Source organism: Staphylococcus sp. HMSC034G07, from assembly GCF_001835975.1.
Lineage (GTDB): Bacteria > Bacillota > Bacilli > Staphylococcales > Staphylococcaceae > Staphylococcus > Staphylococcus ureilyticus.
Genome location: NZ_KV826607.1, coordinates 10481 through 27022 on the forward strand (window position 1 = coordinate 10481; position 16542 = coordinate 27022).

The 16542-nt window shown below is 33.3% G+C and carries 11 protein-coding genes and 1 riboswitch; all 11 genes read right to left on the minus strand.

Features of this window, described 5'->3' with window-relative positions:
• Positions 1–6248, minus strand: a 6248-nt coding sequence (locus HMPREF2586_RS05415; RefSeq protein ID WP_141756817.1) for a GA-like domain-containing protein, incomplete at its 3' end; no start/stop codon positions are given.
• A gap of 291 nt (positions 6249–6539) precedes the next feature.
• Positions 6540–7526, minus strand: a complete 987-nt coding sequence (locus HMPREF2586_RS05420; RefSeq protein WP_064209980.1) for a choloylglycine hydrolase family protein — start codon at positions 7524–7526, stop codon at positions 6540–6542.
• 125 nt (positions 7527–7651) lie between these two features.
• Entirely contained in the window at positions 7652–8185 is a 534-nt protein-coding gene (nrdG, locus tag HMPREF2586_RS05425; RefSeq protein WP_070812668.1) for an anaerobic ribonucleoside-triphosphate reductase activating protein, read from the minus strand.
• Positions 8182–10032, minus strand: coding sequence for an anaerobic ribonucleoside-triphosphate reductase (gene nrdD / locus HMPREF2586_RS05430; protein WP_064209978.1), 1851 nt, complete (start codon positions 10030–10032; stop codon positions 8182–8184). Before nrdD ends, nrdG begins: the two co-directional genes overlap by 4 nt.
• Before the next feature lie 165 nt (positions 10033–10197).
• Positions 10198–11196, minus strand: coding sequence for a ThiF family adenylyltransferase (locus HMPREF2586_RS05435; protein WP_070658172.1), 999 nt, complete (start codon positions 11194–11196; stop codon positions 10198–10200).
• Complete coding sequence (locus HMPREF2586_RS05440) at positions 11196–11963, minus strand: thiazole synthase (protein WP_046206951.1); 768 nt, start codon at positions 11961–11963, stop codon at positions 11196–11198. The genes HMPREF2586_RS05435 and HMPREF2586_RS05440 overlap by 1 nt, the downstream gene beginning before the upstream one ends.
• 1 nt (position 11964) lies before the next feature.
• Positions 11965–12165, minus strand: a complete 201-nt coding sequence (gene thiS / locus HMPREF2586_RS05445) for a sulfur carrier protein ThiS (RefSeq protein ID WP_046206950.1) — start codon at positions 12163–12165, stop codon at positions 11965–11967.
• 39 nt (positions 12166–12204) lie between these two features.
• Positions 12205–12798: a thiamine phosphate synthase gene (locus HMPREF2586_RS05450; protein WP_081254298.1), complete on the minus strand. Its 594-nt coding sequence runs from the start codon at positions 12796–12798 to the stop codon at positions 12205–12207.
• 76 nt (positions 12799–12874) lie between these two features.
• A riboswitch (TPP riboswitch) is annotated at positions 12875–12987 on the minus strand.
• A 155-nt stretch (positions 12988–13142) separates the two neighbouring features.
• Positions 13143–14630, minus strand: a complete 1488-nt coding sequence (gene xylB, locus HMPREF2586_RS05455; RefSeq protein WP_070812669.1) for a xylulokinase — start codon at positions 14628–14630, stop codon at positions 13143–13145.
• Between the two features lie 339 nt (positions 14631–14969).
• Positions 14970–15893 carry an AEC family transporter gene (locus HMPREF2586_RS05460; protein ID WP_046206948.1) on the minus strand — a complete coding sequence of 308 codons (924 nt, stop codon included), beginning with the start codon at positions 15891–15893 and terminating at the stop codon, positions 14970–14972.
• Positions 15894–16178: 285 nt separating this feature from the next.
• Positions 16179–16349, minus strand: coding sequence for a hypothetical protein (locus HMPREF2586_RS12855; protein WP_155390634.1), 171 nt, complete (start codon positions 16347–16349; stop codon positions 16179–16181).
• Between the last annotated feature and the right edge of the window lie 193 nt (positions 16350–16542).

Genomic DNA, 16542 nt, shown 5'->3' on the forward strand with positions numbered 1-16542 from the left:
GCTTGTTTTTCTTTATCTAATTTTTGAATCAACTTATCAATTTCTGCTTTCTCTTTTGGATTTACTAGTCCATCGGATTGAATCTCTGCTAGTTTCTTATCTACTGCTGCTTTTGTTGATTCTGTTGCTTTAATCGCTTTACTTACCTCTGATACTTGTTTTGTATCTTGAACACCATTACTATCTGCATCATTCACTTCTGGTGATGTTACTGATGGTATTTGATTTAGTTTTCTTTGTAACTCTGCTTTTCCTGCTGTGCCGTTTGGTACTTTAGCTAACTTAGCTTTCGCTGCTTGTTTTTCTTTATCTAATTTTTGAATCAACTGATCTATTGCTGCTTTCTCTTTTGGATTTACTAGTCCATCAGATTGAATCTCTGCTAGTTTCTTATCTACTGCTGCTTTTGTTGATTCTGTTGCTTTAATCGCTTTACTTACCTCTGATACTTGTTTTGTATCTTGAACACCATTACTATTTGCATCATTCACTTCTGGTGATGTTATCGATACGATATTATCCAATCTTCTTTGTAACGTATCTTTACCCGCAGTTCCGTTTGGTACATTCTCTAATTTCTCTTTCGCTACTTGTTTCGCAGTTTCTAATGTTTGAATCAACTGATCTATTGCTGCTTTTTCCTCTGGAGCCACTAAGCCGTCGGATGTGATTTCAGTTAAATTTTTATCCACTGCTTTTTTTGCTATTTCAGCTGCTTCTATCGCTTTTTCCGCCTCTGATAATTGTTCTATATCCAAGATACCGTTACTATCTGCATCATTTACTTCTGGTGATGTTACTGATGTGATATTGTCTAATCTTCTTTGTAACACATCTTTACCTGGTATGCCATCCGGTATAGTATTCAATTTATTTTTCGCTGATTGTTTGATTACTTTCAATCCAAAGATTAGTCTATCAATTTCGGCTGCTTCACTTGGAGTTACTAAACCATCGAATGTTATCTCAGACAATTTTTTATCCACTGATGCTTTTGCTTTTTCCACATCTTCTATGATATGAGACATTTCTAACAATTGGTCTGTATCTAAAACGCCATTACTATCTGCATCGTTTATCTCTGGTGACGTTACTGATGTGATATTGTCCAATCTTGTTTGTAAATCATCTTTACCCGCAGTGCCGCTTGGTACGCTATTTAGCTTTTCTTTTGCCGTTTGTTTTGCGCTTTCTAATGTTTGAATTAATGCATCTACTTCAGATTTTTCATCTGGCGTTACTAGACCATCGGATGTTATTTCTGTTAACTTGTTGTCCACTGTCGTTTTGGCTTGTTCCGCATTCACTACTGCTTGAGACGCTTCGGATAATTGATCTGTATCTAGCACACCATTGTTATCTGCATCGTTCACTTCTGGTGATGTTACTGATGTGATATTGTCCAATCTTGTTTGTAACTCGGCTTTCCCTGCGGTACCATTTGGCACACTACCTAATTTCTCTTTCGCTGCTTGTTTCGCGCTTTCTAATGCTTGGATCAACGCATCTACGCTCACTTTTTCATCTGGAGTCACTAATCCATCTGCTGTTACCTCAGACAATTTTGTATCTATTGCTGCTTTTGCCTGTTCCACATTCACTACTGCTTTTCCTGCTTCAGAAATGTGTTGATTATCTCCATTACCATCACTATCTACATCATTTACTTCTGGTGATGTTACGGATTTAATGTTATCCAATCTTGTTTGGAGCTCATCTTTCCCTATGGTACCGCTCGGTACGCTATTTATTTTCTCTTTTGCAGTTTGTTTCGCGCTTTCTAATGCTTGAATTAACGCATCTACTTCTGCCTTTTCGTTTGGAGTCACCAATCCATCTGCTGTGATTTCAGTCAATTTCGTATCCACTGTCACTTTCGCTTTTTCCGCACTTACTACTGCTTGCGTTGCTTCAAACAATTGGTCTGTATCTAATTTACCATTACTATCCGCATCGTTTACTTCTGGTGATGTTACTGAAGCGATGCTGTCTAATCTTGTTTGGAGGTCACCTTTACCTGCAGTACCATTCGGCACACTTTCTAGTTTCTCTTTTGCAGTTTGTTTCGCGCTTTCTAATGCTTGGATTAACGCATCTACTTCTGCCTTTTCATCTGGTGTTAATAGTCCATCTGAAGTTATATCTGACAACTTAGTATCTACTACGGTTTTCGCTTGTTCTGCATTCACTACTGCTTGAGACGCTTCGGATAATTGTTCAGTATCCAAGACTCCATTACTATCTGCATCATTTACTTCTGGTGACGTTACTGATGTGATATTATCCAATCTTGTTTGTAAATCATCTTTACCTTCTGTACTGTCCGGTATATTATCTAATTTCTCTTTCGCTACTTGTTTCTCAGTTTCTAATGCTTGAATTAATACATCTCCTTCAGCTTTTTCATCTGGTGTTACTAGACCATTAGATGTTACTTCTGCCAACTTCGTGTCTACTGCCGTTTTCGCTTGTTCTGCATTCGCTACGGCTTGCGTTGCTTCAGACAATTGATCTGTATCTAAAACACCATTACTGTCTACATCGTTTACTTCTGGTGACGTTACTGAAGTGATATTATCCAGTCTTGTTTGTTGCTCTGTCTTACCTTCGGTACTTGCTGGTACATTATTTATCTTCTCTTGTGCTGTTTGTTTCGCACTTTCTAATGCTTGAATTAATGCATCTACTTCGGCTTTTTCATCTGATGTTACTAGACCATCTGTTGTGATATCAGATAGCTTCGTATCTACTGCGGCTTTTTCATCTGGTGTTACTAAACCGTCTGATGTTACTTCTGCTAATTTATTATCTACTTCGGCTTTCGCTTGTTCTGCATTCACTACTGCTTGAGATGCCTCAGACAATTGTTCAGTATCCAAAACTCCGTTACCATCTACATCGTTTACTTCTGGTGATGTTACTGACACGATGTTATCTAGTCTTGTTTGTAAATCATCTTTACCTGCAGTGCCATTCGGTACACTATTTACTTTCTCTTGTGCTGTTTGTTTTGCACTTTCTAATGTTTGAATTAATGTATCTACTTCGGCTTTTTCGTCCGGAGTCACTAAGCCATCTGCTGTAATATCAGATAACTTCGTATCCACTGCGGTTTTTGCTTGTTCTGCATTCGCTACGGCTTGTGATGCTTCTGATAATTGATCACTATCTAGCACGCCATTGCTATCTACGTCATTTATTTCTGGTGATGCTACAGAGGCGATGTTACCTAGTCTTGTTTGTAGGTCATCTTTTCCTGTAGTACCGTTCGGTACATTGTTTAGCTTCTCCTGTGCTGTTTGTTTCGATGCTTCCAATGTTTGTATTAACGCATCTACTGCTGATTTCTCATCTGGAGTTACTAATCCGTCTGATGTTACTTCTGCCAATTTCGTATCCACTGCGGTTTTTGCTTGTTCTGCATTCACTACTGCTTGAGACGCTTCGGATAATTGGTCAGTATCCAAGACTCCGTTACCATCTGCATCGTTTACTTCTGGTGATGTTACTGACGCGATGTTATCTAATCTTGTTTGTAAATCATCTTTACCAGCAGTACCATTCGGTACACTATTCACCTTCTCTTTCGCCGTTTCCTTCGCTGTTTCTAATGTTTGAACCAATGCATCTACTACTGATTTCTCATCTGGAGTTACTAATCCGTCTGATGTTACTTCTGCCAATTTCGCATCCACTGCGGTTTTTGCTTGTTCCGCATTAGTCACTGCTTGCGTTGCTTCGGATAATTGGTCTGTATCTAAGACTCCGTTACCATCTGCATCGTTTACTTCTGGTGACGTTACAGATGCAATGTTATCCAATCTTGTTTGTAAATCTGTCTTACCTGCGATACTAGATGGTACGCTATTTACCTTCTCTTTCGCTGTTTGTTTCGCTGCTTCTAATGTTTGGATTAACGCATCTACTGCTGATTTTTCATCTGGTGTTACTAATCCATCTGCTGTAATATCAGATAACTTCGTATCCACTGCGGTTTTCGCTTGTTCGGCATTCGCTACGGCTTGAGACGCTTCGGATAATTGTTCAGTATCCAAGACTCCATTACCATCTAAATCGTTTACTTCTGGTGATGTTACGGATGCAATGTTATCTAGCCTTGTTTGGAGATCATCTTTTCCTACTATGATATTCGATACATTATTTAATTTTTCTTTCGCTGTTTGTTTTGCGCTTTCTAATGTTTGTATTAACGCATCTACTGCGGCTTTTTCGTCCGGAGTCACTAATCCATCTGCTGTTACTTCTGCCAACTTCGTATCTACTGCTGCTTTTGTCTGTTCCGCATTCACTACTGCTTGTGTTGCTTCAGACAATTGTTCAGTATCTAGCACACCATTACTATCTGCATCGTTTACTTCTGGTGATGTTACGGATGTAATATCATTTATTCTTTTTCGTAATAAATCTTTATTAGTGAGGCCATTCGGTAGAGCGTCTAATACTTGTATTGCTGATGATTTGGCCTTTTCAATTTCTACATTCATTTTATCTATTTCGGCTTTTTCATCTGGTGTTACTAATTGGTCTTGCGTCACTTCACCTAGCTTTATTTTGGCTTGTTTTTGCACTTGTGTTGCTGCTTCTATAGCATCTTCTACTTTTTTGATTTTTGCTTTTTTCAAAGCTTCATTGATTGTTTCTGCCACTTCTTGGATATTAACAGCTTTATTAGTAATATTTACGCCTCTTAATACATTAGTATCTGTAGTATCACTCAAGATATAACCAAATAATTTATCTTTATTCACATCAATATATTGATTAGCGTCAAAAGAAATGTAAAATTTTACTGATCCGCCTGATCCACCACCTCTATCAGGGTCACCATTTCCGCCACTGTTTGGACGTGTATATGAATAATAACCTAAATGATCTTGTCGTAATACAACTCTTTGTCTACCTTCATAAACTGCTACGACCTGTTTAATTTTTTTATTGAGGCTATCATTTGGTCTTATCGCATAGTTTTCAAATCTATACGTTCCTCTACCTTTTTCTTTTGACAATTCCATTGTTGCTATTAAAGCTTCACCATCATGTAACACTTCATCTTTTACTATACCAAAATCATTTTTAGTTACATCATTTTGATTTGTAAATGTATATATACCTTGATAATTCGGACTGTCACGATTAACTGTTAAATCTTTCATTTTTGACAGTAGTGTGTTTATATTATTCGCTTGACTCCCTGTGATTTTTCTATTTCTTGCTACAGAATAATCCCTATTAAAAATTCTGTCATAAGCCGCTTTATTATTTTTTAATGAAGTTTGTCTAATAATATTTCTTAAAAACAGCTTTCTTTCTTCTTCCGTTAGTTCTCCTCTATTTCTTTCTACTTCATTAAGTGCCGTCGCAATATAATCTCCGGCTCTTAATGAATTATAAGATAATCTAGGTCCAAAGTAATGGTGATTACTGCTTATTCCATTATAGTATCGATTTCGGTCGATACTTCTAGCTACTCGAGTTTTTGGAATATATTGCTTTTCTGGTTGTTTTTCATTTTTGACGTCTTTTTCGTTCGTGCTCAAACCTTTTTCTGATTCATTTTTCTCTATATTATTATTAGGCACTTCAACTTTCGTTTCAGTAACTCTATTTTCCATCGAAATCAAATTTTGAGTGACTGATTGCTCTTTTTCGTTCAATTTCGAATTACTATTTATTTTAGTATCTGTATTTTCGGCAGTTGATGATTGTTTTTTATCTATATCTGGCTTTTCAGTATCTAATGCCTTTATTTCCTCATCGTTTTTTATTGTTTCAGGTGTTTTTTCTTGTTTATCATTTTGTATATCTTGTTCGTTTACATCTGAATGGTCTGGTTGTTCTTTATTTTCAATAATAGTATCGGCATTTGACTCGAATTGTTGCGATGTTATCTCAGTACCTTCCTCAACTGATTTTGTATCTTTTGAAGCACTTTTGTTTTCTGTTTTATTATCAATTTCAGCTTGGATGGGTTGTTGTACTGTGTCATTGTTACTCTCTTTTTCTAATATATTATTAAAATTTGAATCATTGTTAGTGTTCTCTTTATCTACTTTAGGAGGTATTTCTTTCACTTCTTGTTGTTCTTTTTGTAAAGTATCAGCTTGGGCTTCTTCACTATGTTGAAAAATTAATAAACTTCCTAAAAGTACTGAAGCTGTTCCAATCGTAAATTTACGTATGGAATATCTATTATTTCTCCTAGCCATATACTCTCTAAATATTCTCATTGTTATCTAACTCTCCTTTTCGATAGTAAAATCATTTTAGATGTTATTAAATTTAATACAATTTATCTTTCTTTAATCATTATAATTTTAAATTTAATGACCAACAGTACTTATAATGCGTCAGTAAAAAAGTTGAATTTTTAAGTAAAATAGTGAGATAAAAACTTTTTTCCATCAAAAATGATTGTTATTAAACATAAAAAGACACATAAAAAACGATCGTTTTTTATGTGTCTCATATTAGTTATTGATTGTTTAAAATTCATTCTAATTAAGTGCTCGCTTTAAATCTTAATTCAAGCGATTTATCGCTAATCCATCAGTTGGCTCAAAAATAGTCATTTCTTTTTTATTCAGTAGATCTTCTGATAAATGTAGTTCAGTAATTTTATTAGAGTTATACCATTTAATATAAAATGTACGTGTCGTTAAATTTAAGACCGTCTGATATAACGTATAATGTAAATCATTTTGTTCATCTCTAACTGCGCCTTTAGGTATACTCATAATTTCCAATAATTTAAAAGCATTAAGTATGTCTTGTTCAGGACTGTTTGCTGCTTCTTCTAAATAATTTTTCAAGTAAGCAATACGAACAAATCTTTCTGATGATGTGTATCCACCTGGTAAGCCATAGGTGCCACCTTCATTGCCTAATGATTTTAAATTAATATTAGCAAAATTTCTTTCATTTGGTTTATGTGGTGAAATGTTTATATAATTTCTTAAATTTTCATAATGCCAATTCAAATCAGGATTGTTAGTCAAAACGGCAACTGGATTGTCATTAACGACTATTTGACCTTTATCAAAAGTGAGTTCTACCGTTCTACCCGTATCATCAGAAATATGATAATGTAACGGTGGAACTTCAGAGAGATCGTTCAAAGTATGTGCCACGACATTAACATTTTGTGCGTTTTTAATTAAATCAGCTATGTTTTTGTTATAACCTAGTATCCAATTTATCACTTCATTTTGAGCAATATTCATATAGCCTGCTTTAGTTTCATTTGCATAAGAAGCATAGCCTCTGAAATATTGTACTGAAACACCAACGCCATGCTCGTTAACACCATCTCCAAATAAAAATCCTTCCATATCGCTGCCAGAACCTACGAAGCCATACAATGTTTCACCTTTATACTCTACACGCGATTCCCAGTAATAGTGGCGTGGTTGAACCGCTGGATTACCTTTTAATTGATAAACAAAATCCATTGTTCGACCTAATATAGCTTGATGATTTTCAGACATAAATGAAAAACCTGTACACATTGCTCATACGCTCCTTTATTAGCAATTTGCTAAATCTATTTTTGTCTTAATTATGATTGTAATTAACTTTATATCATATTAATAGCAATTCGCCTCAATTTCAGGACACAGATATAACCACAATGTTAAATTATATACTCATGGATTCTACCATCGACTAATGATTTTTGCACATCGATCACACGTTGATTTAATGAACCTTTATAAGGTAAATTGGGTTTATATAAGTGATGCATGAAAGGACCGTCGACGAGTACATCTATAATTTTCAATAATTCATTTCTCTGAGATTGATCATTCCTTAAGTATTCAAATAAAAATCCAGTCCATACCCATAAGGTTTTGCTATGACCAAAACGTTGTCTAAATGCATGAGCACAATTGAGTGTTATATCTAAGTTACAAAATGATTCCCCACCTAAAATACTTAAACCTTCTATATAATCAGGTTCGCAATTTTCTAATATTTCATTTAAAGTTTCAATATTAAATTTCTCACCATACTTAAAATTTTGAGCTGCTTTGTTATAACAATTTAAACATGCAAATGGACACCCTGAAACATATAAACTACATCTCACGCCTTCGCCATCTACGAAACTTTGTGACTCTATTTTGGCAATGTAACCTTGTCCATTAATGATATTTAGTATTGTCATATCGACTGGTCTTTCATGTGTTTTACTCTTGCACAAATTTCTTTATGTCTACCTTCGATTGTAGGACGTTGCACTGGATTACCTAAATAGCCACATGTTCGTTTTACTACATCTACGGTTTTAGGGTCGCTATTTCCACATTCTGGACATTGATATCCTGATGCAGTTGTTTTAAAATCACCTTTAAAATCACATAAACGACAATGATCTATAGGAATATTTGTTCCTAGATAACTAACTTTGTCATATGAATAATCCCAAACCGCTTCTAATGCTTTAATGTTATGGTCTAATTTTGGATATTCACAATAATGTATGTAACCACCACTAGCATAAAATGGATAATCTTTCTCAAAGTCTATCTTTTCAAATGGTGTAATATCTTTTCGCACATCGTAGTGGAACGAATTTTGATAATACCCCTTGCTTGTAATATCTAATATATCGCCGAATTTTTCTCTATCTAATCTGCAAAAACGATCTGTTAATGATTCACTTGGTGTACTATATATACTAAACCAAATGTCGTAGCGTTCAGTCCATTCCAATTGATAAACTTTCATAGCTTTTAAAATTTGTAAGGTGAAGGCTTTACCTCTTGCAGTTTTTTCCCACTCAGGGCCATAAAAAACAGTAGCTGCCTCATACAGACCAATATAACCTATCGATAACGTAGCACGTTTGTTTTTAAATAATGACATAACACTCTCTTCATCACTTAAACGATGTTTAAACGCACCATTTTTATATAAAATTGGAGCGTTATCAGGTGTAGCTTGTTCCATACGTTTAATGCGATAAACTAATGCGTCGTGCATAATTTGCATTCGTTCATGAAAGATTTCCCAAAACTTTTCCATATCACCATCTGATTCTATAGCTATTCTCGGCACATTAAGCGTTACTACACCTAAATTACATCTTCCATTATTTTCTGCTTCACCTTGCTCATTTTTCCATACTGGTAAAAAAGAACGACAACCCATTGGCGCTTTAAAATCACCTAAAATTTCTACAGTTTTATCATAATTTAATATGTCTGGATACATTCTTTTTGTAGAACACTCTAATGCTAATTTTTTAATATCATAATTAGGGTCATCTTCACTAAAATTCACACCTTTTTTAATAGAAAAAACTAATTTAGGAAATATAGCTGTTATACGGTCTTTTCCAAGTCCTTTTATTCGTGTTTTCAATATCGCTTGTTGAATTTTTCTACTATATTCATCTATACCTAGACCAAAACCAAGAGTGACAAATGGCGTTTGTCCATTTGAAGTATAAAGTGTATTTATTTCGTATTCTAGACTTTCAATTGCGTCATTAATATCTTGGGTGATTTGATAATCAACATATGCATCAATATGTGTATCATCAACAAATTGTTGTGCCAATTTTCTATGTTTTGCTTCGTTATATTTTACGTAATCACTTAATAATTCGTCTACTCGATCAATGGTACAACCCCCGTATTGACTACTAGAGACGTTGGCAATAATTTGTACAAGCTGAGCAGAAGCTGTTTGAATTGATTTTGGCGATGTCACAGATGCATTGCCAATTCGAAATCCATGTTTCAACATATTTTTAGCATCAATTAAACAACAGTTAGTGAGTGGTTGAAATGGGTGATAATCTAAGTCATGGAAATGTATATCTCCACTTTTATGTGCTTCAGCTATATGTTTAGGTAATAAGTAATCCAAAGCATATGATTTAGATACAACACCTGCTGTTAAATCTCTCATTGTAGAAAAAGTGGCACTATCTTTATTAGCATTTTCGTTAATAACTGTTGGATCTTTTGTAATAAGTTTCGTTAAATTTTGTTCTAATTTATTCATTTTACCCCTTCTTTTCTATATATTGTATATAAACATAATTTATACCACAATATATAGTGTTTCAATGTTGAGAAGAGCTGTTAACAAATATGTCACAAATTTGTTACGATTTAAGAAACTTTAATTTTTATTCTAAAATTTTTGCTTTTGAGAAATGTAAATGTCCTATTTTATGCTTTTAACAAAATGTGTATATAATGCTTGCGCCTGTCCTTCATCTTCCAAGCCATAAACATTCATACGACCATCTTTAAATAAAGTAATATCGATTTCGTTATAAGAAAGTAATTTAGCAAAGCTATTGGCCTTTTTAATTTTGGCAGGTAGGTAATGTGCATATTCAAAAATATTTTCATCGAAACGAAGCAAAAATGTATTGCCACATTGAGATTCTACGTTTGTATGTTGAGGTTGGTTCAGTAAATCATATCTCTGATGTACACAAATGCTACAATCGTCATTTTTAAGTTGGTTGATATTCACTGTATGGTACTGGATTGAAAAAGTATCTAGCGTTATTAATTTTTGAGAGAATCCAGATGCTGTTATCCAACGTAATAATTCTGAAACTTCCATGCTAGCTACTTGGTATATAACTGTAGGTAACACACCATTAATAGAACAACTTTCTGCAGATTCTGGCATCTTATCGAGCACACATTTTAAACATGGGCCTTTATAATCAATACCATAAACGGTACCTTGACTTCCGATTGCTGCCCCATAAATCCAAGGTATCGAAAATTTATGGCATACTTCGTTAATCAAGTATCTAATTTTAAAATGATCCATGCCATCCATGACGATATCAGGATTTGATTTTCTTAAAATGTGTTCAATGTTGGTGCAAGTTATTTCTTTGTATAATGTGTTGATTTTAATATTAGAATTTATATCTAACAAATGCTTTTTTAGTGCTTCCACTTTAGGCATCATCGTTTGTGCATCGTTTTCAGTATAAGTGGCTTGTCTATGCAAATTTGATAATTCTACAATATCCATATCAATAATCGTAAGCTCGCCAATCCCCATACGTGTTAATATTTCTGCACAATGACTTCCTAACGCTCCTGCTCCTACAATCATCACATGTGTTTGCGCTAGTTTACGCTGGCCTTGTTCACCAAAATTTTTATAGCGTATTTGACGAGAATATCTTTCCATCATAAAAATCCGATGCCTTCTGTTGGACTTGAAGCTTGAGCTGTGTACTTAACTGGTATTCTCCCTGCTTGATAACTCATTCTTCCTGCTTGAATACCCAACTTCATGGCTTCTGCCATTTTCCCTGGATCTTTCGCACTAGAAATTGCTGTGTTTAATAAAATGGCGTCGGCCCCTAATTCCATAGCATGACATGCATCTTTTGGTGATCCAACCCCTGCATCCACAATTACGGGTACATTGGCGCGTTCAATAATATAACGTAGATTTAAAGGGTTGTTTATTCCTCTTCCTGTACCAATAGGTGAAGCTAGTGGCATAATCGCGTGTACTCCTAATTCTTCTAAACGCTTAGCAAGTACAACATCATTTGAAATGTAAGGACACACTGTATAACCTTTTTCTAGTAAAACCTTGCACGCCTCATATGTTTCTAGCGGATCAGGTAGTAAGGTTTCCTGATCACCTATCACTTCTACTTTAATCATGTCACAAAGATTGGCATGATTAGCAATTTCTGCAATTCTTATCGCTTCCTCAGCTGAAGTTGCTCCAGCAGTATTAGGAAAAGTAACAAAATTTGATAAGTCAACTTTTGCTAAAGGATTAGGAAATTTCTCATCATATAAGTTCATTCGACGTACTGCAAAAGTTAAAACCTCTGTTTCAGATGCATTTATTGCCTCTTTTTGAATGGCTTCTGTTTCAAATTTACCAGTACCTAATAACAATCTTGAATTAAATTCAAATTTTCCTATTTTAAACATCTTATCCGCCTCCTACAAATTCTAATAATTCTAAACAATCTTTATCATTAACGATATGATTCTGAAATTGGTTTTGCTTAATTAATTTTTTATTATGTTCAACAATCACTCTTTTTTCGTCTAAACCAAGTGTTTGCAATACCTCTTGTATATTTAAAGGATTTTCAAATGTGAAATTATCACCATTAATAATGCAATGCATCATGATTCATTCCTTTCTCGCTTATTGATTAATAAATCATTAATTTTGTGTTGTTTCATAATGTAACCATGCTCTGTGTAACGCTTGTACTGTTTTTATTGAGTGATTAAAAATAGAAATACCTGCGATACCTTGAAATCCCTTAGGCAAATGAGGCATAGTTGTTAAATTAATGCCACCTAATGCGATTACGGGAATATCACTTTTCAATGCTTCATTGACCTCACTAAATGATCTAGGGGTTAACCCCTTTTTAGACTTTGTTTCAAATACGTGCCCATAAAGTACAAAATCTAAATTTAAATCTTCTGCATATTGAATTGCATGGCTACTGTGTGTAGACATACTTATTTTTATGTCTGAACAATGTTGTTTTAAAGCACGGATTTGCTCATCATTTTCTCTAAAATGTATGCGTGATAAGCCGCAAGATTGGAGTACACGATAATCACTGTGAATAATAATTTTATCTTTTGGAAAATGTTGTTGCTTTAGTTGGTTAATCCATTCAATCTTCTCAGAAGTACACATCGGTGACCTGACGATGAGATAATCAATATAAGGTTCAATTTCACAATAATTCGCGCTATCTTTCTTGGTTAATTTATGATAATTGGTAATCGCAATAATCACTATAATCACTCCTAAAAATAAAAAAAACGTTACTTTTCCAAATAGGAAAAATAACGTTAATATGAACGGACTAATACGGTTTATAACGCCACTTTTCCTACGCCAGTACAAACTGGATCAGGTTCAAGGAATTCTAGCGTATCACGCTCGTCTCAGCCTTTTGTCATAAAGGCACTTCCAGTGGTCTAAACTTATCTCTATTTAATTGATATGCATTTTATGTTTATTTCATGTTTAATTTAACGTAAAAACTGTATTTTTTCAACCGTCTATATTTTTTAAGCTTTTTATTTTCCAGGAAATATCATAAGAAATAGTGACATAATTGCACCGATATTATAATTTTATTGCGATAACTTTAATAATTCTTTTGTTATTTTTTTGGTATCACCATAGATTTTTTTATATATTGCAAAATACTGCTTATATTGCATATGGTTTTCTATACATGGTTCAAATACTTTATCATATTGTATAAATTGTCTTACCATCTCAGCGGTATCATGAAACCACCCTACACCTTTTGCTGCTATCATCGCTGCTCCCATACTTGGTCCCTCTTCATGCTTTAATTTATATACTTTAGCGTTGAAGATATCAGCTTGTAATTGAAGCCAAAAATCACTTTTAGCTCCACCACCAATAGAAGTCATTTCTTTAATTTTTTTATCATTTTCACGTAAATAATAGATAGATTCATATAATGCAAAAGTAATACCTTCAATAACCGCGCGAGCCATATCTTTAATCGAATGCATACGGCTTAAGCCAATAAAACTTCCTCTAATTTGACTATCCCCATGAGGTGTACGTTCTCCTGATAGATATGGTGCATATATTAAACCATTACTCCCTATAGAAGACTGTTTTGCTTCATCCAAAATTTGACTATAAGTTAAATTTGGAGCGATGTTTTTTTGAAACCATTTCAAACTATCTCCTGCAGCTAATATTACTCCCATCGCATAAGATTTTTCAGGGAGTACATGATTAAAATGATGTATATTGTGATAATAAGTACCCGTATGCTCAGAATCACACGCTAGTATCACACCAGAAGTGCCGATACTACATAATGTATCGCCATCGTTAATAACACCTGCACCTAATGCACCACAGGCATTATCTCCACCCCCAGCAAATACTGCCACATCATCACCTATACCTAATTCATCTGCAGTTGAAGTATTGATGTACCCTACAAAATTTTGTGATTCAATTAAATTGGGACATAATTGGTATACACCATAATACTCACAAATTTTTTTATTCCAACACTTATATGCTATATCCATTAACAACGTGCTTGAGCCATCAGAATATTCCATATTTATCGTATCTGTGAATTTAAATCTCACATAATCTTTAGGCAATAAGAACACATTTGCTTTGGACCAAATCAATGGTTCGTTTTCTTTTACCCATAACAACTTAGTTAATGTAAATCCTTCTAACACAGGATTATCCATTACATATTCACCAAATTGCTGTTTTATTTGTTCGCATTGAAAAGTGGATCTTGTATCATTCCATAAAATGGCATTTCTAAGTGGTTGAAATTGATGATCAAGCAGTACTAAACTGTGCATTTGGCCAGAAAATGAAATACCTTTGACCTTCATATTTGCTAACTTTACAGAATTTAATAAGTACTTAATGCAATCTTTAGATGCTTTAAACCAATCATCTGGATTTTGTTCACTAAAACCTGTTTGTTGATTAATAACATCGATGGGTTCGCTGACGCTATCTAAAACGTCACCTCTTTTATTAATAGCAATGGCTTTAACAGAACTTGTACCGATATCTATGCCTAATACAATCTCTTTCACATATACCATCCTTCAATTTATAGTTATTTTCAAACTATTTATTTTAAATGTCGTTCACGCTATATTTATAGCACAATAAATTTGAAAATAAAAATTATTTTTACAAATAAAATATTTTCGATTCAATTTTTATACAATAGACAAACAAGGATATTACATGGTTTAAGTTTGATATAGCAAGAAAAGTGGCATTAAAATTTTCAGCACTTTAAATACATCAGTGATTTTTTAATTCATAAAAATTTGCTAAAAACTGAAATAAAAAACGCCAAGATTTAATTTTTATATCTCAGCGCTTAAACGTATTGGTAATGATAATTCATATAACTTTTTATTTATCTAAAATAATAATTTAGAAGCATAAATAACAATTACCACAGTAATTGAACTTAATAAAGTTGATAAAAAGACAAGTTCTGCTGCAAGTTCAGGATGATTGTCATACTCTTGCGCTATCACAGAACTATTTACTGATGTTGGCATTGCTGAAGCGATAAAAAGTGTTTGTGCAATCACTCCTTCAATACCCATGATTTTTATAATGATTAATGCGATAGCTGGTCCAATGACTAAACGTACAAATATAAAAATATATGATAGTGACCACTTGAAAGTAAAGTTTATATTCGCAATTTGTGCTCCTAGCATGATTAAAGCAATTGCAATCATCGCATCTGCCACATAATTAGCTGGCGTCCAAATAAATTCCGGTATGGGGATATCCGCATAATTTAAAATAATTGCAAGTAACAAAGCGTATAGCACTGGCATTTTAAAATACCCTAACATCGCTTTTAACTTTCCAATTTGTGCAGACTGTATTGCAAAAATGCCATACGAAAAAGTGAAAATATTTTGTAATGATAAAACGATGACTTGAACAGACATCGCGAGTGGATCTCCCTTAAACACTAAGTCATTAACTGGTACACCATAATTTCCAGAATTAAAAAATAATACACTATTGGTTAACGTCGTAGCTTCCCCTTTATCCCTCTTGTTTATTAAAGTTAAAGCTTTGCCCACGATATATAAACAAATTATGTATATTATAAAGAAAACTACAATATATAATAATAAATGTAATTCAAAATTTGTCTTATAAAACTTTACAAAAATAAATCCTGGTACAAACACATATATATTTAATTTCGCTAAAGTTTTTAAATCTAGTGTGAACTTTTTCTGTAAGATAAATCCCAATACAATCATTATGAAAATAGGTAATAATACACTTTGTAATATATATATCATTTCACTCATTATATAACACTTCCTTGTAAGAAAATTTAACACTAGACATATTTCATTTGTGTTTAAGTTAAATTTAGATATCTGACCATTAAAATTATGTCGTTGATATACTTTGAAAATATAAAAATTAGGAGTGAAATAAAAATTGATAAATTAGAAATCAATTTTATATTTCAACTCCTATATCGTATCAATAGAATGCTAAACTTTGCTTTGTTCATACTATTTTAATATGTGCATGATTTAATGGAGCACTTTACTATTTAAAGAGGTTTATAACAATAAAATAATGAATTATTCATCTTTACGGTTATCCTCATTGCTATTAGTCGTATTATTTATGTGCTTTTGATCATCGTTATTATTTTCTTGCTCTCTTTTGTTTCGTTTTTTTTCTTCCAAAATTGACATAACTATAAAGCCAATAACCAATAGCGGTGTAAGTATACCAATCATCATCATCATTTAGCTCACCTCATTCGTTAATTTCAATTTAATGTCTATATTAACCTTTACTATCAATTTACATGTTTTTATTATCTTCCTCAATAGAACAACTTATTTTATTGCATTTTAATTTAGTTTAATAACAATCCAAGTTATGCTACTTGATTTGATATTACCCCAATTTGTATACAGCATTCTATTTTTTGGACGC

Excerpts from the sequence above, each read along its gene's own strand:
- HMPREF2586_RS05420 (WP_064209980.1), bottom strand. The coding sequence starts at position 7,526 with ATGTGTACAGGTTTTTCATTTATGTCTGAAAATCATCAAGCTATATTA.
- nrdG (WP_070812668.1), bottom strand. The coding sequence starts at position 8,185 with ATGACAATACTAAATATCATTAATGGACAAGGTTACATTGCCAAAATA.
- nrdD (WP_064209978.1), bottom strand. The coding sequence starts at position 10,032 with ATGAATAAATTAGAACAAAATTTAACGAAACTTATTACAAAAGATCCA.
- HMPREF2586_RS05435 (WP_070658172.1), bottom strand. The coding sequence starts at position 11,196 with ATGGAAAGATATTCTCGTCAAATACGCTATAAAAATTTTGGTGAACAA.
- HMPREF2586_RS05440 (WP_046206951.1), bottom strand. The coding sequence starts at position 11,963 with ATGTTTAAAATAGGAAAATTTGAATTTAATTCAAGATTGTTATTAGGT.
- thiS (WP_046206950.1), bottom strand. The coding sequence starts at position 12,165 with ATGCATTGCATTATTAATGGTGATAATTTCACATTTGAAAATCCTTTA.
- HMPREF2586_RS05460 (WP_046206948.1), bottom strand. The coding sequence starts at position 15,893 with ATGAGTGAAATGATATATATATTACAAAGTGTATTATTACCTATTTTC.
- HMPREF2586_RS12855 (WP_155390634.1), bottom strand. The coding sequence starts at position 16,349 with ATGATGATGATGATTGGTATACTTACACCGCTATTGGTTATTGGCTTT.